The sequence below is a fragment of the Afipia carboxidovorans OM5 genome, assembly GCF_000218565.1.
Classification (GTDB): domain Bacteria; phylum Pseudomonadota; class Alphaproteobacteria; order Rhizobiales; family Xanthobacteraceae; genus Afipia; species Afipia carboxidovorans.
This window is the reverse complement of sequence record NC_015684.1, coordinates 997250-1021097: the sequence shown is the minus strand read 5'-3', so window position 1 is coordinate 1021097 and position 23848 is coordinate 997250. Positions and strand designations below refer to the sequence as shown.

Annotated in this window: 24 protein-coding genes and 1 tRNA gene; 10 read left to right on the top strand and 15 right to left on the bottom strand. The window is 62.9% G+C overall.

Annotation, left to right across the window (positions count from 1 at the left end; translation table 11 throughout):
* The first annotated feature begins 4 nt into the window (after nt 1-4).
* From OCA5_RS04855 to ccoS, 3 genes are all read left to right on the top strand, one after another.
* On the top strand, nt 5-814 hold the full coding sequence (locus OCA5_RS04855; protein WP_012564274.1) for a DUF2189 domain-containing protein: 810 nt from the start codon (nt 5-7) through the stop codon (nt 812-814).
* 80 nt (nt 815-894) lie between these two features.
* Nucleotides 895-3156, top strand: coding sequence for a heavy metal translocating P-type ATPase (locus tag OCA5_RS04850; RefSeq protein ID WP_013912894.1), 2262 nt, complete (start codon nt 895-897; stop codon nt 3154-3156).
* Nucleotides 3156-3308 carry a cbb3-type cytochrome oxidase assembly protein CcoS gene (gene ccoS, locus OCA5_RS04845; protein WP_012564276.1) on the top strand — a complete coding sequence of 51 codons (153 nt, stop codon included), beginning with the start codon at nt 3156-3158 and terminating at the stop codon, nt 3306-3308. The genes OCA5_RS04850 and ccoS overlap by 1 nt, the downstream gene beginning before the upstream one ends.
* A 43-nt stretch (nt 3309-3351) precedes the next feature.
* On the opposite strand, the gene OCA5_RS04840 is transcribed toward ccoS, so the two are convergent.
* Both OCA5_RS04840 and OCA5_RS04835 read right to left on the bottom strand, forming a co-directional pair.
* Nucleotides 3352-3426, bottom strand: a tRNA-Glu gene (locus OCA5_RS04840).
* 64 nt (nt 3427-3490) lie between these two features.
* The gene (locus OCA5_RS04835) at nt 3491-3820 is read right to left on the bottom strand and encodes a hypothetical protein (protein WP_013912893.1); all 330 of its coding nucleotides are present in this window, start codon (nt 3818-3820) and stop codon (nt 3491-3493) included.
* Between OCA5_RS04835 and OCA5_RS04830 the strand changes: the two genes are divergently transcribed.
* Nucleotides 3819-4874 (top strand): RluA family pseudouridine synthase, encoded by a 1056-nt coding sequence (locus OCA5_RS04830; protein ID WP_013912892.1) that lies wholly within the window; start codon nt 3819-3821, stop codon nt 4872-4874. The genes OCA5_RS04835 and OCA5_RS04830 overlap by 2 nt on opposite strands.
* Before the next feature lie 223 nt (nt 4875-5097).
* Nucleotides 5098-5997, top strand: a complete 900-nt coding sequence (gene rpoH, locus OCA5_RS04825; RefSeq protein ID WP_012564279.1) for an RNA polymerase sigma factor RpoH — start codon at nt 5098-5100, stop codon at nt 5995-5997.
* A 58-nt stretch (nt 5998-6055) separates the two neighbouring features.
* Here the strand turns inward: rpoH and OCA5_RS04820 are convergent, their stop codons facing one another.
* Nucleotides 6056-6514: a hypothetical protein gene (locus OCA5_RS04820; protein WP_012564280.1), complete on the bottom strand. Its 459-nt coding sequence runs from the start codon at nt 6512-6514 to the stop codon at nt 6056-6058.
* On the opposite strand from OCA5_RS04820, the gene OCA5_RS19090 reads away from it, so the two are divergent.
* Nucleotides 6513-6752, top strand: a complete 240-nt coding sequence (locus tag OCA5_RS19090) for a hypothetical protein (RefSeq protein ID WP_148261418.1) — start codon at nt 6513-6515, stop codon at nt 6750-6752. The two genes, OCA5_RS04820 and OCA5_RS19090, sit on opposite strands and share 2 nt — an antisense overlap.
* A 102-nt stretch (nt 6753-6854) precedes the next feature.
* A complete protein-coding gene (locus OCA5_RS04815) occupies nt 6855-7073 on the top strand; it encodes a hypothetical protein (protein WP_012564282.1) in 219 nt (72 codons plus the stop codon).
* Nucleotides 7074-7149: 76 nt separating this feature from the next.
* On the opposite strand, the gene OCA5_RS04810 is transcribed toward OCA5_RS04815, so the two are convergent.
* The 3 genes from OCA5_RS04810 to OCA5_RS04800 form a co-directional block, all read right to left on the bottom strand.
* On the bottom strand, nt 7150-7752 hold the full coding sequence (locus tag OCA5_RS04810; RefSeq protein ID WP_013912891.1) for a formyltransferase family protein: 603 nt from the start codon (nt 7750-7752) through the stop codon (nt 7150-7152).
* Between the two features lie 2 nt (nt 7753-7754).
* Nucleotides 7755-9302: a hypothetical protein gene (locus tag OCA5_RS04805; RefSeq protein ID WP_012564284.1), complete on the bottom strand. Its 1548-nt coding sequence runs from the start codon at nt 9300-9302 to the stop codon at nt 7755-7757.
* 86 nt (nt 9303-9388) lie between these two features.
* Entirely contained in the window at nt 9389-10681 is a 1293-nt protein-coding gene (locus OCA5_RS04800; protein ID WP_013912890.1) for an adenylosuccinate synthase, read from the bottom strand.
* A 236-nt stretch (nt 10682-10917) separates the two neighbouring features.
* Between OCA5_RS04800 and OCA5_RS04795 the strand changes: the two genes are divergently transcribed.
* Nucleotides 10918-11838, top strand: coding sequence for a DMT family transporter (locus OCA5_RS04795; RefSeq protein WP_012564286.1), 921 nt, complete (start codon nt 10918-10920; stop codon nt 11836-11838).
* Between the two features lie 81 nt (nt 11839-11919).
* On the opposite strand, the gene serA is transcribed toward OCA5_RS04795, so the two are convergent.
* Nucleotides 11920-13509, bottom strand: coding sequence for a phosphoglycerate dehydrogenase (serA, locus tag OCA5_RS04790; protein WP_012564287.1), 1590 nt, complete (start codon nt 13507-13509; stop codon nt 11920-11922).
* Between the two features lie 126 nt (nt 13510-13635).
* Complete coding sequence (locus tag OCA5_RS04785; protein WP_012564288.1) at nt 13636-14808, bottom strand: phosphoserine transaminase; 1173 nt, start codon at nt 14806-14808, stop codon at nt 13636-13638.
* A 188-nt stretch (nt 14809-14996) separates the two neighbouring features.
* Between OCA5_RS04785 and OCA5_RS04780 the strand changes: the two genes are divergently transcribed.
* Entirely contained in the window at nt 14997-15827 is an 831-nt protein-coding gene (locus OCA5_RS04780; RefSeq protein WP_012564290.1) for an EamA family transporter, read from the top strand.
* A 14-nt stretch (nt 15828-15841) separates the two neighbouring features.
* On the opposite strand, the gene OCA5_RS04775 is transcribed toward OCA5_RS04780, so the two are convergent.
* The 5 genes from OCA5_RS04775 to OCA5_RS04755 all read right to left on the bottom strand — a co-directional run bounded on the left by OCA5_RS04775 (nt 15842) and on the right by OCA5_RS04755 (nt 21013).
* Nucleotides 15842-16675: an outer membrane protein gene (locus OCA5_RS04775; RefSeq protein WP_012564291.1), complete on the bottom strand. Its 834-nt coding sequence runs from the start codon at nt 16673-16675 to the stop codon at nt 15842-15844.
* A 145-nt stretch (nt 16676-16820) separates the two neighbouring features.
* Nucleotides 16821-17639, bottom strand: a complete 819-nt coding sequence (locus OCA5_RS04770; protein ID WP_012564292.1) for an outer membrane protein — start codon at nt 17637-17639, stop codon at nt 16821-16823.
* 222 nt (nt 17640-17861) lie between these two features.
* Nucleotides 17862-19112, bottom strand: a complete 1251-nt coding sequence (locus OCA5_RS04765; protein ID WP_012564293.1) for an MFS transporter — start codon at nt 19110-19112, stop codon at nt 17862-17864.
* 158 nt (nt 19113-19270) lie between these two features.
* Nucleotides 19271-20617 carry a phosphoglucosamine mutase gene (gene glmM / locus OCA5_RS04760; RefSeq protein ID WP_012564294.1) on the bottom strand — a complete coding sequence of 449 codons (1347 nt, stop codon included), beginning with the start codon at nt 20615-20617 and terminating at the stop codon, nt 19271-19273.
* A gap of 210 nt (nt 20618-20827) precedes the next feature.
* A complete protein-coding gene (locus OCA5_RS04755; RefSeq protein ID WP_041559682.1) occupies nt 20828-21013 on the bottom strand; it encodes a hypothetical protein in 186 nt (61 codons plus the stop codon).
* Nucleotides 21014-21105: 92 nt separating this feature from the next.
* Here OCA5_RS04755 and OCA5_RS04750 point away from each other — a divergent pair, with 92 nt between their 5' ends.
* On the top strand, nt 21106-22257 hold the full coding sequence (locus OCA5_RS04750) for an alpha-hydroxy acid oxidase (protein WP_012564297.1): 1152 nt from the start codon (nt 21106-21108) through the stop codon (nt 22255-22257).
* A 63-nt stretch (nt 22258-22320) separates the two neighbouring features.
* Here OCA5_RS04750 and OCA5_RS04745 read toward each other — a convergent pair whose 3' ends face one another.
* Together OCA5_RS04745 and OCA5_RS04740 are read right to left on the bottom strand one after the other, a co-directional pair.
* Nucleotides 22321-22938: a hypothetical protein gene (locus tag OCA5_RS04745; RefSeq protein ID WP_013912888.1), complete on the bottom strand. Its 618-nt coding sequence runs from the start codon at nt 22936-22938 to the stop codon at nt 22321-22323.
* A 62-nt stretch (nt 22939-23000) separates the two neighbouring features.
* Complete coding sequence (locus OCA5_RS04740; RefSeq protein WP_012564299.1) at nt 23001-23834, bottom strand: shikimate dehydrogenase; 834 nt, start codon at nt 23832-23834, stop codon at nt 23001-23003.
* Nucleotides 23835-23848: the final 14 nt, after the last annotated feature.

Sequence of the window (23848 nt, the reverse complement as noted above, 5' to 3'; positions counted from 1 at the left end):
CGCCATGATCGTCATTCCGGCTGTTGTCCCGCCGCTTCCTCACGAAAATCGCTGGAGCCGCAATCTGCCGCCCTCGACGGCGCTGACATGGCTCGCGCAGGGCTGGCAGGATTTCCGTACCTCGCCCGGTCCGAGCATCGCCTACGGCATCCTGATCTTCCTGCTGTCGGCCATCGTCATTCACGGCCTGTTCCTGTTCGGCCGCGACTACATCCTGTTTCCGGCGCTTGCGGGCTTCATGGTGATGGGGCCGCTGCTGGCGCTCGGCACTTACGCCAAGAGTCGGCAGATCGCGCGCGGCGAACCGGTCAGCCTGATGCGGATGATCCTGGTGAAGCCTGCGGCGGGTGCGCAGATTCTCTTCACCGGCGTTCTGCTCTGCCTTCTGATGCTGGTGTGGATGCGCGCCGCCGTCATCGTTTACGCGCTGTTCTTCGGCGTGCGGCCGTTCCCCGGCCTCGACCATGTCGCGGAGATGCTGTTCACGACGCCTGTCGGCTGGGCGATGCTGATCGTCGGCAGCGCTGTCGGCGCGCTGTTCGCCGCCTTCTCGTTCGCCATCAGCGCCTTCTCGCTGCCGATGCTGCTCGAGCAGCGCGTCGATGCGCTCACTGCCATGGGCACGAGCTTCGCACTCGTCGGCAAGAATCTGCCGGTGATGCTTGCCTGGGGCGCGATCGTGCTCGGCCTGTTCCTTGTCAGCCTCGTGACCGGCCTTCTCGGCCTCATCATCGTGTTTCCCGTGCTGGGTCATGGAACCTGGCATGCGTATCAGGCGATGAAGGCTGCGCCGGTTGCCGCTGAGGCCGGCTGAGTGCTATGGACCGGCGGCACCGCCGCCGGATTGTGAAAGCCCTTCCGCGTTGATCGCGCGAAGGCGTGTTGGAGAAGCCGATGACGTGCTGCACCTCCGCTGCAGGTATCGCGCTGACGGTCGCGAGCGACATCAACAAGGATGGCGAAATTCTGCTCGCGAGCCGGATTGTCGGCGAGGGCCTTCGCCAGACCGATCTCTCGGTGCCTTCCATCCATTGCGGTGCTTGCATCCTCGCCGTCGAGACCGCACTCGGCGCGCTGCCGGGCGTCGAAGCCGCGCGCGTCAATCTCTCCACCAAGCGCGCCACCATCCGCTGGCGCGACGGCGCACCGCCGCCTTTCATCGAAACACTGCGCCAGGCGGGCTACGAGGCTCACGTCTATGACGCGGGCGCGGACGTTACCGACAAGACCTTTGGCGAGCTGATCCGCGCGCTCGCGGTCGCAGGCTTTGCCGCGAGCAACATCATGCTGCTGTCGGTGTCGGTCTGGTCCGGCGCGGACGATGCGACGCGCGATCTGTTCCACACCATCTCGGCCGTCATCGCGCTGCCGACGCTCGCTTATTCCGGCCGCGTGTTCTTCCGCTCCGCCTGGCAGGCGCTGCGGCACGGGCGCACCAACATGGACGTGCCGATCTCGATCGGCGTGCTGCTCGCGTTCGGTCTCAGTCTCTACGAGACGGCGACCCATGGTCCGCACGCCTATTTCGATGCCTCCGTCACACTGCTGTTCTTTCTGCTGATCGGCCGCACGCTCGACCATCTGATGCGCGAGAAAGCCCGCACTGCCGTCAACGGCCTTGCGAACCTTGTCGCGCGCGGCGCACTGGTGCTGCAACCTGACGGCAGCCGCGTCTATACGCCGGTGAACGAGATCGCCGCCGGCATGACGGTACTGCTCGCGGCCGGCGAACGCGTGCCGGTCGATGCGGATGTCGTGAGCGGCCAGTCCGATATCGACAGCGCGTTGCTGACAGGCGAAAGCGCGCCGGTCCCGGCCGCGCCCGGCACACGGCTACAGGCGGGCGTGCTCAACCTCACCGGGCCGCTTACACTTGTTGCCACCGCAACGGCACGCGACTCCACACTCGCCGATCTGGTGCGGCTGATGGAAGCTGCGGAAAGCGGTCGCTCGGCCTATCGCCGGATCGCCGACCGCGCCTCGCAACTCTATGCGCCCGCGGTTCACGCCACCGCATTCCTCACCTTCATCGGCTGGATGATCGCGACCGGCGACCTTCACCGCGCGATCACCATCGCCATTGCCGTGCTCATCATCACCTGCCCCTGTGCGCTCGGCCTTGCCGTGCCGATGGTGCAAGTGATGGCCGCACGCCGCCTGTTCGAGAGCGGCATCCTTCTGAAGGACGGCAGCGCGCTGGAGCGGCTCGCAGAGATCGACACCGTGGTGTTCGACAAGACCGGCACGCTCACCGCGGGCGTGCCGCGCCTCGCGGCGCCCGACGCCATCGATGCAGGCACGCTGTCGCTTGCGGCCGCCATCGCCGCGCATTCGCGCCATCCCTATTCCCGGGCCATCGAAGCAGCCTCCACCGGCAAGGTGGCACCACATCTTATGCCCGAGACCGTGACCGAGCATCCCGGCTGCGGGCTCGAGGCGAAGGTCGGCGCGCATCTCTATCGTCTCGGCCGCGCCTCATGGGCGCTCGCCGCGCAGGATGAGGCGCACGACGAGGGACTCGTGCTGGCACGCGACAGCGCGCTGCTGACGCGCTTTGAGTTCGAGGACAAATTGCGTGGCGGTGCGCATGAAGCGCTCGCCGCTCTCAAGACGAATTTCGACATCGAGATTCTCTCCGGCGACCACGACGCCGCGGTGAACCAGATCGCCGGTGAACTCGGCCTGCGCTATCGCGCCGGCACCATGCCGGCCGGAAAGGTCGCACGCATCGAGTCCATCGAGGCGAGCGGCCACAAGGTGCTGATGGTTGGCGACGGACTGAACGACGCGCCGGCGTTGGCTGCCGCCCATGCCTCGATGGCGCCCGCCACCGCGGCCGATATCGGCCGCAACGCCGCCGACCTCGTGTTTCTGCATGACAGCCTCGAGGCCGTACCGCAGGCGATCGGGATCGCCAGAACGGCAGCACAACTCGTGCGGCAGAACCTCGCGCTTGCCGTCGGCTACAACATCATCGCGGTGCCGATCGCAATCCTCGGCTACATCACGCCGCTCGTCGCGGCGATTGCGATGTCGTCGTCCTCGGTGATCGTGATCGCGAATGCGCTGCGGCTGCGCGCTAAGCGCACCTCCGGCAAACGCGCGACGCCTGTGGCAAGCCGCCGCGCGCTCAACGTCACGGAGGAACCTGCGTGATGGCCGACTTTCTTTATCTCGTCCCCATCGCGCTGCTGCTCGGCCTCGCCGGGCTCGGCGCATTCATGTGGGCGCTCAGCAACGGGCAGTACGAAGATTTAAGCGGCGCCGCCGAGCGCATCTTCCTCGATGACAAGGATGTGCCGCTCTGAGCGCGACACCGCGCCAGCCTGAATGATCGCTTGAAGGGGAAATTGGCGCTCCCTACGAGAATCGAACTCGTGTTTCAGCCTTGAGAGGGCCGCGTCCTAACCGCTAGACGAAGGGAGCATTGGCACAAGGGAATAGCCGCCATGGCGGCAATCCGCAAGATGCGAAAGGCGGATTCGAGGCTTTAAGGCTCGTTCGCGAACCGCGCCCGGCCGAGCAATTTGAAGCTTTTGGCGTCAAACGTGCGGATTTCCGTGGTCCCGCCGACATCGAGCGTCACCGCGATCCGGTCGCCCAGCGCTGCCGTCGAGACGATCCGTGCCCCCTTCGGCACCACAAGGGTGGCCTCCGCCACCGCGGCGCCCTCGCCACGGTACAGCTTGTAGCCGATCGCCACGAACACCGCACCGATGCCGAGCGCAGTGGTGAGCCCGGCAATCAGCATCAGACGCTTGAGCCGCACCATCATGGCGGCCTGTTCAGGATCGGGCTGGGCGGCTACATGTTCGCTCATGCAAAGGTCTTCTTCAGATCATCCCGAAACGGGAACGGACATAGGACCCGGTCCTGCGGAGGCGGGCGACCGCCGCTCTATCACAGCCGCGGCCTCGGGCAAATCGCAGCGGCTCGACCGGCTGCTCGCGGAACAGATCGACGATCTGTCGCGTACCCGCCTGAAGGCACTGATCCTGGCGGGCCACGTCAGCCTTGGTGACACGGTGGTGCGCGACCCTGCCTATCAGGTGAAGGCCGGGGAGGCCATTACGATCGAGGTACCGCCGGCCGTCGATCCGGAACCGGTCGGGGAGAACATCCCGCTCGATATCGTCTACGAGGACGATGACATCATCGTGCTCGACAAGCAGCGCGGCCTCGTGGTGCACCCCGCCGCGGGTCACGAGAACGGTACCCTCGTCAATGCGCTGATCGCCCATTGCGGCGCGAGTCTTTCCGGGATCGGCGGCGTCAAGCGACCGGGCATCGTCCACCGGCTCGACAAGGACACCACCGGACTGATGGTGATCGCCAAGAACGATCATGCCCATCAGTCGCTGACGGCACAGTTCGCCGACCATGGCCGCACCGGGGAGCTGCGGCGCGGCTATCTCGCCTTCGTCTGGGGCGTGCCGGCGCGGCCGCGCGGCACCATCGACCAGCCGATCGACCGCCATCCCTTTGCGCGGGAAAAGATGGCGGTGCGCGCCTCCGGCCGGCAGGCGATCACCCATTGGGAGATGCTGGAGAGCTTTGCCGGGCGCGATGGCAAGCCGCTCGCCGCCCTCCTCGCCTGCCAACTCGAGACGGGGCGCACCCACCAGATTCGTGTCCATTTGAGCCACGCCGGCCATCCGTTGATCGGGGACGACGTCTACGGGTCGGGCTTCCGCACCAAGGTGAACCAGCTCGCCGAGCCTGCGAAAATTGCCGTCACCACCCTCGGCAGGCAGGCGCTCCATGCCTATCTCCTGCAGATCGAGCACCCGACGACAGGAGAGGTTCTGGAGTGGCAATCGGAGCTCCCCGAAGATCTGGCCCACCTGCAGGCCTTGCTACGCGCGGCGCCTTGACGCAGCTTCGCTTGAAGAACTCTAAAGATTACAGATATTTAATAGCCATAACGGGATCGTGAACCCGTTTTGTTCTTCCCTTTTCGCTCCGCGCCGGTGTATGCTGCACCTGCGTGACGGAGATGTCCCGGCACGGAACATTGCAGCTCCGCTGGCTTTGACAAAGCAGCAGCCTGCCTGGCCCGCCACTGTCGGGGGCCTGAACAACGGAGGGCGCTACCACATGGCCCGTACAGCCACTCTGCCGATTCTCAACGGAGAATCCGGCCTTTCCCATTACCTCGCCGAAATCCGCAAATTCCCCATGCTTGAACCGCAGGAGGAATACATGCTCGCCAAGCGTTGGCGCGAGCATGACGACCGGGATGCGGCGCATAAGCTCGTGACCAGCCATCTGCGGCTCGTGGCGAAGATCGCCATGGGTTACCGCGGCTACGGCCTGCCGATCTCCGAGGTCGTCTCGGAGGGCAATGTCGGCCTGATGCAGGCGGTCAAGCGGTTCGAGCCCGAAAAGGGCTTCCGCCTCGCCACCTATGCGATGTGGTGGATCAAGGCGTCGATCCAGGAATACATCCTGCGTTCGTGGTCGCTCGTGAAGATGGGCACCACCGCGAACCAGAAGAAGCTGTTCTTCAACCTGCGCAAGGCGAAGAGCAAGATCTCCGCGCTGGAAGACGGCGACATGCACGAGGATCAGGTCAAGCTGATCGCGAAGCGTCTCGGCGTGACCGAGCGTGACGTGATCGACATGAACCGCCGCCTCGGTGGCGACGCCTCGCTCAACGCGCCGATCCGCGACGACGGCGAACCCGGCGAATGGCAGGACTGGCTGGTCGATACCTCGCCCAACCAGGAAACCATCATGGCGGAGAGCGAGGAATACGATCACCGCCGCAACGCGCTGACCGGCGCCATGGGCGTGCTCAACCCGCGCGAACGCCGCATCTTCGAGGCGCGGCGGCTTGCCGAAGAGCCGATGACGCTCGAGGATCTGGCCGCCGAGTTCGGTGTCTCGCGCGAACGCGTACGCCAGATTGAGGTGCGTGCCTTCGAGAAGGTACAGGCCGCGGTGAAGAGCACGGTCGCACGTCAGGAGAAGGCCGCGCTGGAAGCCGCCTACTGACCCCGATCAACTCGTTTTCAAGAAAAATGAAGCCGGCGGAAACGCCGGCTTTTTCATATCAGTCGTAATCCTGCAAAAATTCCGCGAGCGAATCCGGGTTGTAGATATCCTTGCCGCCGAGAGGTTCGTTCAGCATCGTCAGGGCATTGGTTTTGTAATCCGCCTCGACATTATCCGGCGCGGCACCGAGCGGCTGCGACAAGATCGAGCGATACGATAAATAATTATCCTTGCTGCCGATGAAGATGCAGGCGCATCTCTTGGGATCGGCAAACAAGTAGCGCGTCACGCCACCGACAGTGTGAATCACGAAGCGATGCGGCGGCAGGGCGCGCAACGCTTTCTCTCCCTTGGGGCCCTTCGCAAGTTGCACCTTGAACCCGGCGGACGAGAGGTAAAAATTATTCTTGTCCAGAAAAGAAAGGCTGAGCTGCTCCTCCGCCGAGAGCGGGCTCGTCGACAGCAGCGAGATCAATCCGACCCCAAGCGACCAACGTCGCGTTCTCGTGAAATTCATGAACGATCCTCCGGCCGGAACGGAAGATGGGCTGCGGCGATCGATCTATCAAGAAAAAATGAGGAGAACAGTGAAGGCGTCCGTTCTCCGGGAACGCATCCCCGTGCCGCAACGCTTAACCGGCGCCGCCTTACGCGAGGCACCAAATATAGCGCAGCGCATGCACGCGATCCGCAAGCATCGTTACAAGGACGTCATGAATGCGCGCGTCATGCGTGCACGAGTAGAGATATTCTGAATTGCGTCCGATGATTTCGGCGCGCGCATTCATCGCCTGACTCACAACAGCCTCAATGTCCCTCGATGGTGCCGCATCACACATCCAACCAAGGAGATGCGCATGGTCAATCACCCGCCAGAAACCTTCAGCGCTGAAACCGTGGCTGCACTGCGCGAAGTCCTCGATATTGCGGTTGCCCAGATCGCCGTGGAAAATCGGACACCCGCCACCACCGCCAAGATGGCCGAGACGATCGTGCGGCGGGCGGCCGAAGGCGTGACCGACGCCAGCCATCTCGTCACGCTCGCCATTGCCGAAGGCCGGACACCAGCAGCGTAAACGATCATGCGGAATGAGGATGCAATGCCCGGCCGCGCGCCGGGCTTTTTTAATCGGGTGGCGCTTCGATTGCGGATTACGCTTCGACGGCAGCCTTGATCCGCGGCGCTCGCGTCGCGAACCGCTCGTCCTGCGGCTTGGCTGGCAGCGAGCCGAACGTCTTGGCATGATCGATCACACGCGCCATCAGCTTCAAACCGAGCGGCGCCAGTGCCCGCTCCCACAACTCGCGCGCGGTCTCGCCCTTCACGACGAAGCACCATTCCTGCGCGGCAATCGCACCGGCATCCATGCGCTCGGCGAGATGATAGATCGTACCGCCAGTCACGGGATCACCTTCGCGGATGGTCCATTCCACCGCGGCGATGCCGCGATGGCGCGGCAGCAGCGAGGGATGATAGCCGATGCCGCCGAGCCGCGAGGCCGCAAGCGCCTCCTCCGAGACACGGGCATGGCTGTGCGCGGTGATGATGAGATCGGTATCCGGCGGAATCTCGGACGCCTCGATCACCTTCGGGTCGGCCTGCACATGGAGATTGAGCCCGGCGTCGCGCGCCGCAGCCGCAAGACGATCATCGCCGTCGGCCACGACCACGCCCGCGATCTCGACGCCATGGGTCAGCAGCATTTCGAGCGTCTTCACCCCGAAGTGACGCGAGCCTGCAAGAGTCACTCTCAAGGTCATTGCCCCCAAGCCGAGAAAGCTTCGTTGAAGGCACGATCGCCGGGCGAGCCCTTCTCGATCGAGAGAATGGCGCGCTTGCCGTTGCCATAGACGATCGGGATATCGAGCGAGGAGCGCTCCTTCAGCACCTGAATGTTGCGGGCGCGATCGACGTCAACGTTGGACAATCCGATCAGGAAGTAGCCATCCTGCACCTTGACTGAAGTCGCGGCGAGCGGCGTGCCGCGCGGCTGGTCCGGCGACTTGGCATAGACGCCCGGCACGTTCGCAATCGTGGTGCCAAAGTCAGGCCCGACCACGAACACGATCTCCATGGTGTGGCTCGTCGCCGGCATGGTCGGATCGGTGTTGCGCATAATCGTGAGCGCCACTTTCACCTTGCGATCCGGCAATTCGACGTCGGCCTTGATCGCGGTATCCGGCTTCTGCTTCGGCGAGGGCGCGACCTGATCGAGACGCCAGACCACGGTGCCGACCGTCTGCTTGCCCTGAGGATCGGACGGATCTTCTTCGTAGAGGATCGCACGCTGCGCGACCGGCGCGACCTGCTGCCCGGCGTCGGGCTGGCCGACGCGGTCGGTGATCTTCGGCTGCACGCCGGTGTTGTTGGTGCCGGTCTGCTTTGCGCTCTGCTGGGCCGAGCCGAACATCGCCTTCAGCGAGGCGCCGTATTTCTGAAAACCTAGAATGCCGCCGCCGATCAGGATCAGCGCGAGGCCCGCGATCATTATGCCTTTGAGCGGGAAGCCGCCACGGACTTTGTCACCGGCGAGAGCGTCACGTCGGCCCTTTGCGCCGGCGGGCTCCTGCGGGCTGAGCTCATCGAACGACTCGTCTTCCGCATAAGCGGGGTAAGCGCCCCGCTCTTCCATGTCGGGTTCGGTGCGCTCGAACTCCGGGGTCGGCGAAGCAACCTTGGCGAAGGTCTTGCGCGCCGAGCGCGTCGCCTGCGAGGCAGCCCGTCCCAGTTCGTCGGTATCGGCCACGACATCGCGGAAACCGCGTGTGCCGACGCCCGGATGCGGCGGACGGCCCGGACCGGGCGGTAGATGCCCGCCCGGCAGAATATCGCGCCCCTCGCGCGGTGGGCCCGGTGGCCGGGATGGCGGGCGATCGCGATCCTCATAAGGAGGCGGCGGTGTATCGCCCCGCGACACGGTTGGCCGCGCCCCGTGGGGCCCACCATGCGGGCCCGGCTGGGCAGCACGGGCACCGGCAGCAGCGCGGGCGCTGTCGCGCAGGATATCACCCCGACGCGGGCCTTCACGGCCGGGGCCTTCCGGCCTCGGGCCACGCGGTCCCTCGGGGCGATGGTTATCGCCGCGCATGCGATGGGCTGCTTCCGCCTCGACCTTGCGCACGGCCTCCTCGAGCGCCAGGCGCTCGCGGGTGATCTCGGCCTCCGTCAGCGGCGGCTGCACCCCGCGCAACTGCGCGATCAGCGCAGTGCGGGCACGCTCATACAGGGCACGGCGGCTTTCCCCTGTGGCGTTGGGATCGAGCCCCGCGACGGCGCGCGCAATGAGGGGATAATAATCAGCCATTCTTGTTCAGCCGGCGAACCCTTTACACAACCTCATGACCAACCCGAGGCACGACCTGATAGCCGAGGCGCATGCCCTTTGCGGAATCATGCCTCGAACGGGTTTTGTACCAGAATAGTATCTTCACGTTCGGGACTTGTGGAAAGCAGCGCGACCGAACATCCCACCAATTCTTCCACACGCCTCACATATTTGATTGCCTGCGCCGGCAGATCGGCCCACGAGCGCGCATTCGCGGTCGGCTCCTGCCAGCCTTCGATGGTCTCGTAGATCGGCTTGATTCGGCTCTGTGCGCCCTCTCCTGCCGGAAGATGGTCGATTTCCTTACCATCGAGCTCGTAGCCGACACAAACCTTGATCTCCTCGAAGCCATCGAGAATGTCGAGTTTGGTCAAAGCGAGGCCATGGATGCCGCAGGTGCGGACGGTCTGGCGCACCAGCACGGCATCGAACCAGCCGCAGCGGCGCTTGCGCCCGGTGTTGACGCCGAATTCGCGACCGCGCTCGCCGATCAATTCGCCGGTGGCATCCATGAGCTCGGTGGGGAACGGTCCCTGTCCGACGCGGGTCGTATAGGCCTTGCAGATGCCGAGCACATAGCCGAGCGCGTTGGGGCCCATGCCGGAGCCGGTCGCGGCCTGCGCCGCCACCGTGTTCGACGAGGTCACATAAGGATAGGTGCCGTGATCGACGTCGAGCAGCGCACCCTGTGCGCCCTCGAATAGGATACGCTTGCCTTCGCGGCGCTTGTGATCGAGCAGATTCCACACCGAATCCGCGAACGGCAGCACCTTCGGCGCCAGTTCGGCGAGATCCTTGATGAGCGCGGTCGCATCGATCTCCGGCAGCGACAGGCCACGGCGCAGCGCGTTATGATGCGCCAGCAGCCGGTCGACCTTGTGCGGCAGGGTCTGCGGATCGTCGAGATCCATCAGGCGGATCGCACGACGGCCGACCTTGTCTTCATAAGCGGGACCGATGCCACGCTGGGTGGTGCCGATCGCGGTCGCCTTGCTCGCGTTCTCGCGCACGGCATCGAGCTCGCGGTGCAGCGGCAGAATCAGCGTGACGTTCTCGGCAACACGAAGATTGTCTGGAGACACGGCAACGCCCTGCTCCTTCAGCCGCTCCATCTCGATGATGAACGCCTGCGGATCGAACACCACGCCGTTGCCGATGACCGACAGCTTCGACGGCCGCACGACACCGGACGGCAGCAAAGCGAGCTTATAAGTCTTGCCGTTGATGACGAGCGTATGGCCGGCATTGTGCCCGCCCTGGAATCGAACGACGATGTCAGCCTGTTCCGACAACCAATCGACGATCTTGCCTTTCCCTTCGTCCCCCCACTGGGCGCCGACGACCACAACATTAGTCATTGGGGTAAGCCATTTTCTGGAAGCATCCTCGCGTTCGACGGAAGGCAGCCGATCAGGGCCGCGCCTGAAAGCAGCAACGCTCGCATGCCAGGCCACCACCCGATAAAGGATGATGGCATGTGACGCAAGCGCAACAGGGTTTTGACAAGGCCTGTAACATCTCCGCAAACCATTGATATCCCCAGCTAAATCGAACATTACGAGAATAGCTGCCGCCCGCAGGTACAATCCCCGATATGCCCCCGCCGAAGACGTTCCTGTCGACCCTCGGCCTCATGCAGAGGCCCTATCTGATCCTTTGCCTTGCCATGATGTTTTGGGCGGGAAATGTCGTGATCGGCCGCCATGCAGCGGGCGTGTTTCCGCCGATGGCACTATCATACCTGAGATGGCTCTTCGCCTTCCTCACCATCCTGCCGTTCGCCTGGTCCGACCTGAAGGCGGACTGGCCGATCATCCGCCGTCATTTCGGACTGGTGCTCGTCCTGTCTGTCACCGGCGTCGCGACCTTCAACACGCTCGGCTACTGGAGCCTGCAGTACACGACCGCGCTCAACGGGCTGCTGCTGCAATCGTCCGGGCCGCTTTACGTGGCGCTGTTCGCGCTCGTGCTGTTCAACGTGCGGCTCACCTGGGGCCAGGCGCTCGGCATCGCGATTTCGCTGATCGGCGTGCTGACCATCATCCTGCAGGGTGAATTCAGCGCCCTGCTGCGGATCGAGTTCAACAAGGGCGACATCGGTTACACAGTGGCGCTGTTCATCTTCGGCCTCTATTCGGCGGTCGCCGCACGCCGCCCGCCGATGAAGCCACTTGCACTCATCGCCGCCAGCTTCGGTATCGGCTCGCTGTTCATCCTCCCGCTGTTCATTCTGGAAATGTGGTCAGGACGCGTGACGCCGATCAACGCGCACACCATCCCGATTCTGATCTACGTCTCGATCTTCCCGTCGACGCTCTCGTACATGTTCTACAATCGCGGCGTCGAGCTGATCGGCGCCAACCGCGCCGCGCCCTTCCTGCATCTCATTCCGGTATTCGGATCGGTGATGGCGATCGGCTTTCTCGGCGAGACGCTGCATCTCTATCATATGGTCGGCTACGCGCTCGTGTTCGCCGGCGTCGTGCTCGCCGCGCGCAAGCCCAAAACGACATAAGCCGCGCGGGACACGAATCCCGCACGGCTTTTATGTTTCGATGCTCGCCCGGTGTTTACCGGAGCAAGCCCCAGATCAATTTCAGAACGCCAGCGCCTTGGCCTGCTTCACCTGTGGCAGCGCCGCAACCTTGGTGAGAATCTCCTGCGGCACCGGACCGTCGACTTCGACCAGCGCGATGGCGTCGCCACCCTGCTGGTTGCGGCCGAGATGGAAGGTCGCGATGTTGACCTTGGCATCGCCGAGCAGCGAAGCGAACTTGCCGATGAAGCCCGGCTTGTCCTCGTTGGTGATGTAGATCATCGACTTGCCGAACTCGGCGTCGACGCGGATGCCCTTGATGTTGACGAGGCGCGGAGCGCCGTCGGCATAGACCGTGCCGGAGACCGAACGCTTCATATCGTCCGTTGTCACGGTGACGGTGATGACGCTTTCATAGTCGCTCTCGGCGGCCCGCAGCACTTCGTCCACGATCATCCCGCGCTCCTTGGCGACGACCGGCGCGGACACGACATTGACGTCGCCCAGCATCGGACGCAGCAGGCCGGACAGCGCAGCCGCTGTGAGCGCCTTCACCTTCATCTCCGCAACCGCGCCCTCATAGGTGATCTGCACCTTGGCAATGTTGCTCTCGGTGAGCTGGCCCGCGAACGAGCCGAGCTTTTCGGCGAGTTCGATGAAGGGTTTGAGCTTCGGTGCTTCCTCCGCCGTGATCGAAGGGAAGTTGATCGCATTGGAAATCGCGCCAGTGAGCAGATAATCCGACATCTGTTCGGCAACCTGCAGCGCGACGTTCTCCTGAGCCTCAGTGGTGGATGCGCCGAGATGCGGCGTGCAGATCACGTTGGGATGACCGAACAGCACGTTTTCCTTGGCCGGCTCCTCGACGAACACGTCGAACGCCGCGCCGGCAACATGGCCGCTGTCGAGCGCCGCACGCAGCGCCGCCTCGTCCACCAGACCACCGCGCGCGCAATTGATGATGCGCACGCCCTTCTTGGTCTTGTTGATCGCGGTTGCATCGAGAATGTTGCGGGTCTTGTCGGTGAGCGGCGTATGCAGCGTGATGAAATCCGCGCGCTTCAACAACTCATCGAGGTCGACCTTCTCGACACCGATATCCTTGGCACGCTCCGGCGACAGGAACGGGTCGAACGCGACCACCTTCATCTTCAAACCAAGCGCACGATCGGCAACGATAGCGCCGATGTTGCCGCAGCCGATCACACCGAGCGTCTTGCCGGTGATCTCGATGCCCATGAAGCGGTTCTTCTCCCACTTGCCGGCCTGGGTGGAGGCATCGGCCTGCGGGATCTGGCGGGCGAGCGCCAGCATCAGCGTAATCGCGTGCTCGGCCGTGGTGATGGAATTGCCGAACGGCGTATTCATCACAATGATGCCGCGCGCGGTTGCTGCGGGAATTTCCACGTTGTCGACGCCGATGCCGGCGCGGCCGATCACCTTGAGGTTCTTGGCGTTGGCGAGAATCTTCGCCGTCGCCTTGGTCGCGGAGCGAATGGCAAGACCGTCATAGTTGCCGATGATCTCGGCGAGCTTGTCCTTGTCCTTACCGAGCGCGGGCTGGAAATCGACATCGATGCCGCGATCCTTGAAGATCTGCACGGCGGCGGGAGACAGCGCATCCGAGATGAGCACTTTGGGCTTGGTCATGGGTATGATCCTGAAAGCTGATGCATTTTGCTGAGCGTCACCCGCGGGCTCGACCCGCGGGTCCATCTTTTCTGATGGATGGCCGGGTCAAGCCCGGCCATGACAGGCTTCATGAGTAAGAAAACGCTACGCCGCCTTGGCGAGCGTGGCCTTGGTCTCGGCGAAGGCCCAGTCGAGCCACTGCGTGAGCGCCGCGACATCAGCGGCTTCCACCGTCGCGCCACACCAGATGCGTAGGCCCGGCGGGGCGTCGCGATAAGCCCCGAGATCATAACCCGCGCCTTCCTTCTCAACCGCCGCGACGAGCTTCTTGGCGAAGTCCGCCTGCGCGTCTGCAGGAAGTGCGGTGATCGCGGGATCGACCACCTTGAGGCACACCGAAGTGTTGGAGCGGATCGCCGGATCGGCCGCGAGGAAATCGACCCACGGCGTCTTCGCAACCCAATCGCTCAGCACCTTGGTGTTGGCATCGGCGCGCGCCGTCATACCTTTGAGGCCGCCGACCGACTTCGCCCAGTTGAGCGCATCGAGATAATCCTCGACGCAGAGCATCGACGGCGTGTTGATGGTCTCGCCCACGAAGATGCCTTCGTTGAGCTTGCCGCCCTTGGTCATGCGGAAGATTTTCGGCATCGGCCACGGCGGCGTGTAGCTCTCGAGCCGCGCAACAGCGCGCGGCGACAGGATCAGCATGCCGTGCGCGCCCTCGCCGCCGAGCGCCTTCTGCCAGGAGAAGGTGACGACATCGAGCTTGGACCAATCGAGCTTCTGTGCGAACGCCGCCGAAGTGGCGTCGCAGATCGCAAGGCCTTCACGGTCGGCCGCGATCCAGTCGGCATTCGGCACACGCACGCCGGAAGTGGTGCCGTTCCAGGTGAAGACGATGTCGGAATTCTTGTCGGCCTTGGCGAGATCGGGAATCTCGCCATAACCGGCGGTGAGCTTGGTGACGTCCTTGAGCTTCAGCTGCTTGACCACGTCGGTGATCCAGCCTTCGCCGAACGATTCCCAGGCGATCATGGTGACGGGGCGCGGGCCGAGCAGCGACCACAGCGCCATTTCCACCGCGCCGGTATCGGACGCGGGCACAATGCCGATGCGGTAATCGGCGGGAACTTCGAGCACCTCGCGGGTGAGGTCGATCGCGAGCTTGAGCTTGGCCTTGCCGACCTTCGCACGATGCGAGCGGCCGAGGCTGGCGTCTTTAAGATTTTCGGGGGTCCATCCGGGGCGCTTGGCGCAGGGGCCGGAGGAAAAGTGCGGCACGTTCGGCCGCAAAGCGGGCTTCGCTACAGTCATGTTCTATCCTTCCAGATAGCAAGCCTCCCGTTGGGGGGAGGTGTCCCGCCGCCGGAAATACGCGAAGCCGGTGGGCAGGTCAAGAGAATGCAGGGGCTGCCGCCGCCGGCATACCTGCCCTCTCCAATCCGGGGTACGCTCACGGCGACAGGCACCGTTCCCCCTCATCCAAAGGTTTCCCCGCCCAAATGCCGACCCATGTCCTCCTGCTCGTTCTGCTCTCTGCACTGATGCACGCGAGCTGGAACGCCATCGTCAAATCCGGCGAGAACAAGCTCGAGGAAGCAGGCCTTGTCGCGGGTGCGGCCGCGGTGATGTCGGCGTTGGTGCTGCCATTCGTCGAACTGCCGGCGTCAACAAGCTGGCCCTGGGTCATCACTTCGGCGGCGGTTCACCAGATCTACTTCATGCTGGTTGCCGCCGCCTATCGCGCCGGCGACATGGGCCACACCTACCCACTGATGCGTGGAACCGCACCGCTGATCGTTGCGCTTGTCAGTGCGGAGGTGCTCGGCGAAACGCTCACGATCGCGAGCTGGGCGGGCATCGGCCTGATTTGCGGCGGCATCCTGCTGCTTGCGATCCATCGTCACGCGAATAATCGTGCAACGCTGATCGCCGTCGCTAATGCAATGGTGATTGCCTTCTACACCGTGGTCGATGGCACCGGCGTACGGCTGTCAGGCAATGCCCTGGCCTATGTGTTGTGGCTCAATCTGCTCAGCGGAATTCCGATCTTCCTGTTGGTCTTGCTGCGCGACAGGCCGAAAGTGTTGGGCATGATGCGCACGAGCGGCCTCACCGCAACGATCGGCGGCGCCTGCAAGTTCGGCGCTTACGGCCTCGCGCTATGGGCGATGACACAAGCACCCGTTGCTGCAATCGCGGCGCTGCGCGAAAGCTCGGTGTTGTTCGGAGTTGCGATCTCGGCGCTGATCCTGCGTGAGAACAGCGGCACGCGCCGCATCGTCACCGCGGCTCTCATCGCCGCCGGAGCGGCGACGCTCAGGCTCGCCTGAGTTTTACAATACGATCAGAACTTGTAACCGAGGCCAACCCGGCCCGTGTTGATACTCGTATCAATCGGACCCGCGTACTTCAGGTATTCCCACTCTACGCGGCCGAAGAGATTTCCGAACAACATCATATCGACGCCGAGACCTGCGGCGTAGCCATAGATGAAACGGCCTCCCTGAGCTTCAGACTTCGCGAGATACACATTCAACACATCGTTCGGTGGTGCAGCGCCCGGATTTGTCTGCGTTCCCGAAATCACGGCCGTGCGCGCCACATCAGCCCGGCCGAGCGAAACACCTCCGAAGACGTAGGGCAGAAAGTTGTTCCATGCATAGCCAGCGCGAACCCTCAGCGAGCCGGTATCCGTTATCTTGAACCTGGATGTTCCCGAGTAGGTTATGTCATCGGTGTAGCCAGGGGCTGGCGTCGTTATGATGTCAGCAAACACGTAATTCAGGCTGCCGCTTGCGCTTCCGTTGAAGTTGCCGTGGGTATAGCTTGCCTCAACACCGAGAACCACATCGTCCCACTGGCTGTTGTAACCAACGAATCCGCCAAAGCCGTGCCCGTGTTGCGATTCCCTGCCTAGGATGGGCCACTGCGACACCTGAGCGCTCTGCTCGATGCTCGCGTACTGAAGTTGGCGGCTGATAAGCGAGCCGGTTGAGTTCGCGAAATTCATATCGGCCGAGCCATACGCCGCCTGCCCGCCAACGTAGAATCCCTGCCAGTTGACGACGCCGGTGCCGTATCCGACCGGGCCGCGCAGCGCGTAATAATCCGGCATGTCCGCTGCGTGGGCGGCCTGCACCACTCCCGCCACCATCATCGCCACCACCAGCCGACGCATCTGCGCACTCCTCAACACGATTACTTAACCCTGTCCGATCATCGCCCGTTAACCTTAACCAATCGTGTGCAGGGCCCTACCCGCGCAAAAGAAAACGGCGCGGGGTGAACCGCGCCGTTTCGAATTTATATCGTAGAGAGAGGTATCAGCCCTTGGTGATGAGCGGCGGATGATAATAGGCCGGTGCCGGATCGATCGCCCAGCGCACACCGAACTTCAGATCGTGCGAAGTGATGTGCTTGAAGTGCATCGCCTGATTGATCGTGCTTCCATCCGTATTGTAAAGGATGCCTGTCACACCATCGCCCATATCGACGTAACGATATGCTAGTTCCATCGTCCAGTTTGGCGCGAGTTTGTAGGCCAGGCCTGCGTGCAAAGCCCACGCAAAATTCCATTTTGAAGCATCGGCGGCGACGCCGGTGTGAACACCATTGTCGAGATAGTCGTTGAAGCCACCCAACGTGACACGCGCCGCACCGATGCCCGCACCCACGAACGGCGTGATATTCCACCACGTCCCAAGATCTGCATAGGCATTGGTCAGGACAAGCCATTCCGACTTGTGGCCGGTATAGTTGTCAGCACCGGCAGTTCCGGGGCTCGGACTGACCAAGAAAGTATCCCGTCCCCGATAATTCGATTTGGCGCGATACTCGCCCGTTACATCCATACGGAGCCAAGAGTTGAACTGATAGCCTACGCCTAAGCCGTAGATGCCCGCCGAATCGAAATGCGTGCTCTGATTGAGAGAGCCCGGAACGAGATCGGTATCATACCGAGAGTAATGCCGTTCCTTAATGCGCTGATTGCTGAAGCCGATATCGCCACGCAGGTACCATCCGCCGAATTCCTGCACCGGCGGCGGCATGTAGGGCGGAGGAAGCGGCATGTCGGCGGCGGAGGCCGCACCCGACAGGAGAGCCACCGCGCCGGCGGCAACTACAGTTTTCACGTAACGCATCGGATGGTCCTTTCGTCTGGTGAGGCAGACGACGCAAAGGCCTCACACTCATAACCTTCGACCCGGACCATGGCACCAAATGCTTAAGCCGCACTTAACCCTAATTCTTAACCGTGATTTTTAATGCGGGTGAACAGACGCGATTAACGCTTCGCTAACGCACGTTCATCTTGCTTAACAAAGGATTGAGAAGCGGAGAGAGGTCAGCCGCGCACGACCGACTTACGCGGCACGATACTTCAGCCGCGGCAGGAATACGGCGAGCAAGCCGATCGCCGGCAGGAACGCGCAGACCTGATAGACGAAGTCGATGCCTGCCCGGTCGGCAACGTAGCCGAGCACGGCCGCGCCGATGCCGCCGATGCCGAACACCAACCCGAAGAACAGGCCGGACACCATGCCGAAGCGATGCGGCATCAGTTCCTGCGCATAGACGATGATGGCGGGCATCGCCGAAGCGATCACGAGGCCGATCAGGATGCTTAGCATCAGCGTGCCGACAAGCCCCGCATAGGGCAGCGCTAACGTGAACGGCAGCGCGCCGAGGATCGAAAACCAGATCACGTATTTGCGGCCGAACCGGTCGCCGAGCGGACCGCCAATGAAGGTGCCGACCGCGCTCGAGGCGAGAAACACGAACAGATAGATCTGCGCCGTCTGGGTCGAGACATCGAATTTATGGATCAGATAAAGCGTGTAGTAGCTGCTGATGCTCGACAGGTAGAATGCCTTCGAGAACAGCAGCACCATCAGCACGACAAGCGCGAAATTCACACGCCGCGACGACAGATGGATCGCCTCGCGCGCCGCTTTCTTCGCCACGCGCGGCATGATCCGCGGCTTGTACCAGATACCGATGCGCCACAGGATGAACATCGCCGCCGCGGCAATCAGCGAGAACAGGCTGATAGCGCCCTGCCCGAGCGGCACCACGATCAGCGCTGCCAGCACCGGGCCGAGCGCGCTGCCGAAATTTCCGCCGACCTGAAACACCGATTGCGCGAAGCCGAATCGTCCACCGGACGCGGCACGCGCGACGCGCGAGGCTTCAGGGTGGAAGATCGCCGAGCCCATGCCAACGAGGCCAGCGGCAATAAGAATGACGCCATAGACGTGGGCGACGCTGAACAGCAACATGCCGATGAACGTGAACCCCATGCCGAGCGCGAGCGAGAACGGCTTGGGATTGCGGTCGGTATAAAGCCCGACCAGTGGCTGCAGCAGCGATGACGTGAACATGAAGGCGAGCGTGATGAGCCCGATCTGGGTGAAGTCGAGCGCGTAGTTCTCCTTCAGGATCGGATAGATCGCAAAGATCAGCGACTGCATGATGTCGTTGAGGCAGTGCGACACGCTGAGCGCACCAAGCACCATCATCGCAGGCCCCGCGGGCTGCGCCTTCACTGCCGCCTCGCCCTCCACCACGATGGGGACGGCGTTGACATCCTCCGAAAGAATGATCGGCTTGTTCACGTCAGACAATCCATGGCCGGAAGAACGAACGCGACAGATCAATTGTCCCGCATACACGTTGCCGGACGGCAGGGCCAGCCCCGTTTCGTCAGAGCTGGCGCGCAAAAGCCTCGCACGGGGCGTGCGGCTCTCGAAATCAAGACTTCGTCAGGGAGTTATTAGGCCGCGACCCCGATGCTCAAGGCCGCCACGATCATATCGACCGCCTCCTCGACCCTGTCACGATCATCGCCCTCGCCCATTACTCGAATCACTGGTTCGGTGCCGGAGGAACGGACCAGCAGGCGGCCGCAGCCGTTCAGCTTCTTCTCGGCATCGGCAATGGTCGACTGCACCTTCGGATTCTCCAGCGGCTTGCCGGAACGGTAGCGCACGTTCTTCAGGATCTGCGGCAGCGGCTCGAAGCGATGGCACACTTCCGAGACCGGACGGCCGAGCTTCTGCACCACGGCGAGTACCTGCAGCGCCGCGACGAAACCATCGCCCGTCGTGGTGAAGTCCGACATGATGATGTGGCCGGAAGGCTCGCCGCCGAGGTTGTAGCCCTGCGCCATCATCTGCTCGAGGACGTAGCGATCGCCGACCGGCGTGCGCACCATCGAGAGCCCTTCGCCCGCGAGAAATCGCTCAAGGCCGAGATTCGACATTACCGTGGTGACGATGCCGGGCTTTGCCAGACGGCCGTCTTCCTTCCAGCTCTGCGCGATGACGGCAAGCAACTGGTCGCCGTCGATCAGGTGCCCGCGCTCGTCGATCATCAGCACGCGATCCGCATCGCCGTCGAGCGCAATGCCAATGTCCGCGCGCATCTCACGCACCTTGTGCGCCAGCGCATCCGGCGAGGTCGAGCCGCATTCCTTATTGATGTTCATACCGTCGGGCTCGGCGCCGATGGCGATAACGTCAGCGCCCAGTTCCCACAGTGCTTCCGGCACCACCTTGTAGGCGGCGCCGTTCGCGCAATCGACCACGACGCGCAGGCCTTCGAGGCTAAGCTCGCGCGGCAGCGTGCGCTTGGCGAATTCGATGTAGCGGTCATGGACGCCATCGATGCGGCGAGCGCGGCCGAGCTGGGTGCTCTGCGCGAGGCGGCGGTCGATATTCTCGTCCATCAGCTCTTCGATCTGCAGTTCCACCTCATCCGAGAGCTTGTAACCGGAGGGGCCGAACAGCTTGATGCCGTTGTCGGCGAACGGATTGTGCGAGGCGGAGATCATCACACCGAGATCGGCGCGCATCGACTTGGTCAGCATCGCCACCGCCGGCGTCGGAATCGGGCCGAGCAACAGCACGTCCATACCGACGGAGGTGAACCCTGCGACCATCGCGGTTTCGATCATGTAGCCGGAGAGGCGTGTATCCTTGCCGATCACGACACGGTGACGATATTCGCCGCGCTGAAACACCAGCCCCGCCGCCTGACCGACCTTCAACGCGAGCTCCGGCGTGATCACGCCGTTAGCGCGGCCGCGAATGCCATCGGTGCCAAAATACTTTCGAGCCATATTGCCCCCGTGAACCAAATACCGTTGCGGGCGCTGCCGAAGCGGCGCGCCTCGCCCGGAAGGCTTCCTTATAAAGTGCAGGCGATTGAAACCGTTTCAAAAAATATGATGAATCATTACGCTCGCCAAGCCGGTAGAACCCGCAATCGTTGATCCTGCTTAACGACACTACTCTCCCTAACACCTTGAATTCGCTCAATGAGGCGATATTCAGCCAGGCTTGCGCCAGTCTTTCGGGCGTTTCGGCGGATGGGGCTGCGTGACGCTGACCGGATCGGACGCGGGAAAGGTATCCTCGAGCCCTTCTTCGAGCTGTTCTTCCAGCTCCTTGCGGTTGCCATTAGGCCTTTTGTCGGCATCCGAAGTATGATTTCGATCAGACATGATCGCCTCCATGCGACATATCTACTGACCGGCGAATGGCTGCTGACCCAAGCGGCCATCGATGGTCGTTTGCCTCGGGCCACCTACGTTAACCGGAAACAACAATGAAGAACATCACCTGCATCGACGACCTTCGCGACCTGCACATGCGGCGCGTGCCGAAGGCCTTTTTCGATTACTGCGACCGCGGCTCCTACACCGAGTCCACCCTGCGCGCGAACCGCGAGGATCTGGACCGCATCAAGTTCCGCCAGCGCATTCTCGTCGATGTCGCCTCACGAAGCCTCAACACCACCATCCTCGGCGAACCGGCCGCAATGCCGATGATCCTCGCGCCGGTCGGCCTTACCGGCATGCAGCACGGCGACGGCGAGATTTACGCCTGCCGCGCCGCGCACGAAGCGGGCATTCCCTACACGCTCTCGACCATGTCGATCTGCTCGATCGAGGACGTCGCCGCGAACGTGAAGAAGCCGTTCTGGTTCCAGCTTTACATGATGAAGGATCGCGGCTTCATGAAGTCGCTGATCGAGCGCGCGATTGCCGCGAAGTGCAGCGCGCTGGTGCTCACGGTCGACCTGCAGGTGATCGGCCAGCGCCATGCCGATATCAAGAACGGCATGACCGTTCCGCCGCAGTTGAAGCTGCGCACACTTTACGACTTCGCCACCAAACCCGCCTGGGTCTCCGGCGTGCTGCGCGGCAAGCGCAAGACCTTCGGCAACCTCGCGGGCCAGATGGCCGGCACCGAAGACCTCACCTCGCTGTCGGAATGGATCAGCACGCAGTTCGATCCTTCGCTAAGCTGGAAAGACATCGAATGGATCCGCAACATCTGGCCGGGCAAGATGGTGATCAAGGGCATCCTTGACATCGTCGATGCGCGCGAGGCAGTGCGGACCGGTGCCGAGGCGCTCGTCGTATCGAACCATGGCGGGCGGCAGCTTGACGGCGCACCGTCGTCGATTTCCGTGTTGCCGGAGATCGTTCAGGAACTCGGCTCGCAGATCGAGATCATGTTCGACGGGGGCATTCGCACCGGACAGGATATCCTGCGTGCACTCGCCTTCGGAGCCAAGTCCTGCATGATCGGCCGCGCCTATGTCCATGGCCTCGGCGCGGGCGGACAGGCGGGCGTCGCCAAGGCGATCGACATTCTCGCCAAGGAACTCAGCACCACCATGGGGCTATGCGGCATCAATCGCGTCGAGGATATCGACCGCCGCATCCTGGTCGATTACCGCAATAATCTCTGAGCTGAGATACCGCAACCTGAAAGACGGCATGCCCGGCACGATCCGGGCATGCCACCTTCTACATCACATCGGCGGCGTAAGGCCGCCCAACCCCACGCTGATGCGCGAGGTTTCCAGCACGCCATCGGCGTTACGCGAAGCGGCAGCAACGATCTTCGCACCGGACTGAAGGTCGGAACGTTTGCCCGGCACCAGCCGCACCACTTCGGTTTCAGGCCCAACCGTGACCTGCTTTTCACCGCTACGATATTTCACTGTCAGCATGTGGCCGTCGTTGCCTTCCACGATCTTGTCGAGTCCGCCATTGGTCATGCTGCTGCCGGGCGCAGTGTCCCATGCCTGCGTGCCTTCGCCTGCGCCGCGCAACGCCTCCGGAAACAGGTGAACCTCAGTGGCCTTCTGGTTGCCCTGCGCATCCGCGACTGTGGTGACACCGATATAGGCGCCGGGCTTGATGTCGGAGAGCGAGATTTTCTCCACGCCGGCAACAGCGACGTTTGTCGCCATCCTCATCGTGACATTGCGGCCATCACGGCCTTTCACGATCAGGAGATCGCCGTTGATAGATTCAATCGTGCCACGCACGCGAACGGGCGCCGGCTGCGCATCCGCCACCGGCGGCGCAATCGCGATGCAGGACAGGGCCACGAGGCCGGCGAGGAGCAAACGCAATGGCGACATGGTCATCCTCCTCTTGATTTCCGGTCGCATTGACCGCGCCGAATCCGCCGATATTTCGGCACTCACTTCACTGTGAGATCCGCTTCGACCAAAGCACGCAGTGCAGGCGAAACCTGCGGCCTGCGGCCAAACCACAACTCAAAGCCGCGCACCGCCTGATGTAGCAGCATGCCGAGACCGTCGGCAGTCTGCAGCCCGCGTCCGGCGGCGGCCGTGAGCAACTCCGTCCGCAACGGCACATAAACAAGATCAGCAACGGTTGCATCGGCCCGCAGCAACGCGACATCGAGCGGCAAAGGCGGCTGCCCCTTCATGCCGAGCGAGGTGGTGTTCACCACAAGTCCCGCTTTCGGCAGCAAGGATTCTACGTCGTCCCACGAGGCAACGCTGACGCGCTCGCCATAAGGCTGCGCCAGGGCCTGCGCGCGCTCACGGCTGCGATTGACGAGATGGATGCGCGGCACGCCACGCTCGATCAATCCGAACACCACCGCGCGCGCCGAGCCGCCTGCGCCGAGCACCACGGCGTCATCATCGGCGCGCCAGCGCTGCGCGGACGCATCGAGATTGCCGATAAAACCTTCGACATCGGTGTTGGTAGAATGCAGCTTGTCGTCACGAAAATAGAGCGTGTTGGCGGCGCCCACCGCACGGGCGCGCGCATCGGGAAGCGACAGCGCGAGCGCCTTTTCCTTGTGCGGGATGGTGACGTTCGCCCCGCAATAGCCGCGCGCGGCCAATGAGGCGATGAAATCCGGGAAGGCCGCGGGTTCGACCGCCTCAATGCGATAGTCGCCCGCAATGCCGAGTTCCTTCAGCCAGTATTTGTGGATGATGGGCGAGCGCGAGTGCGCCGCCGGCCAGCCGATCAGGCATGCGGTGGGCGTTTCACTCATCAGCTCGATCCCAC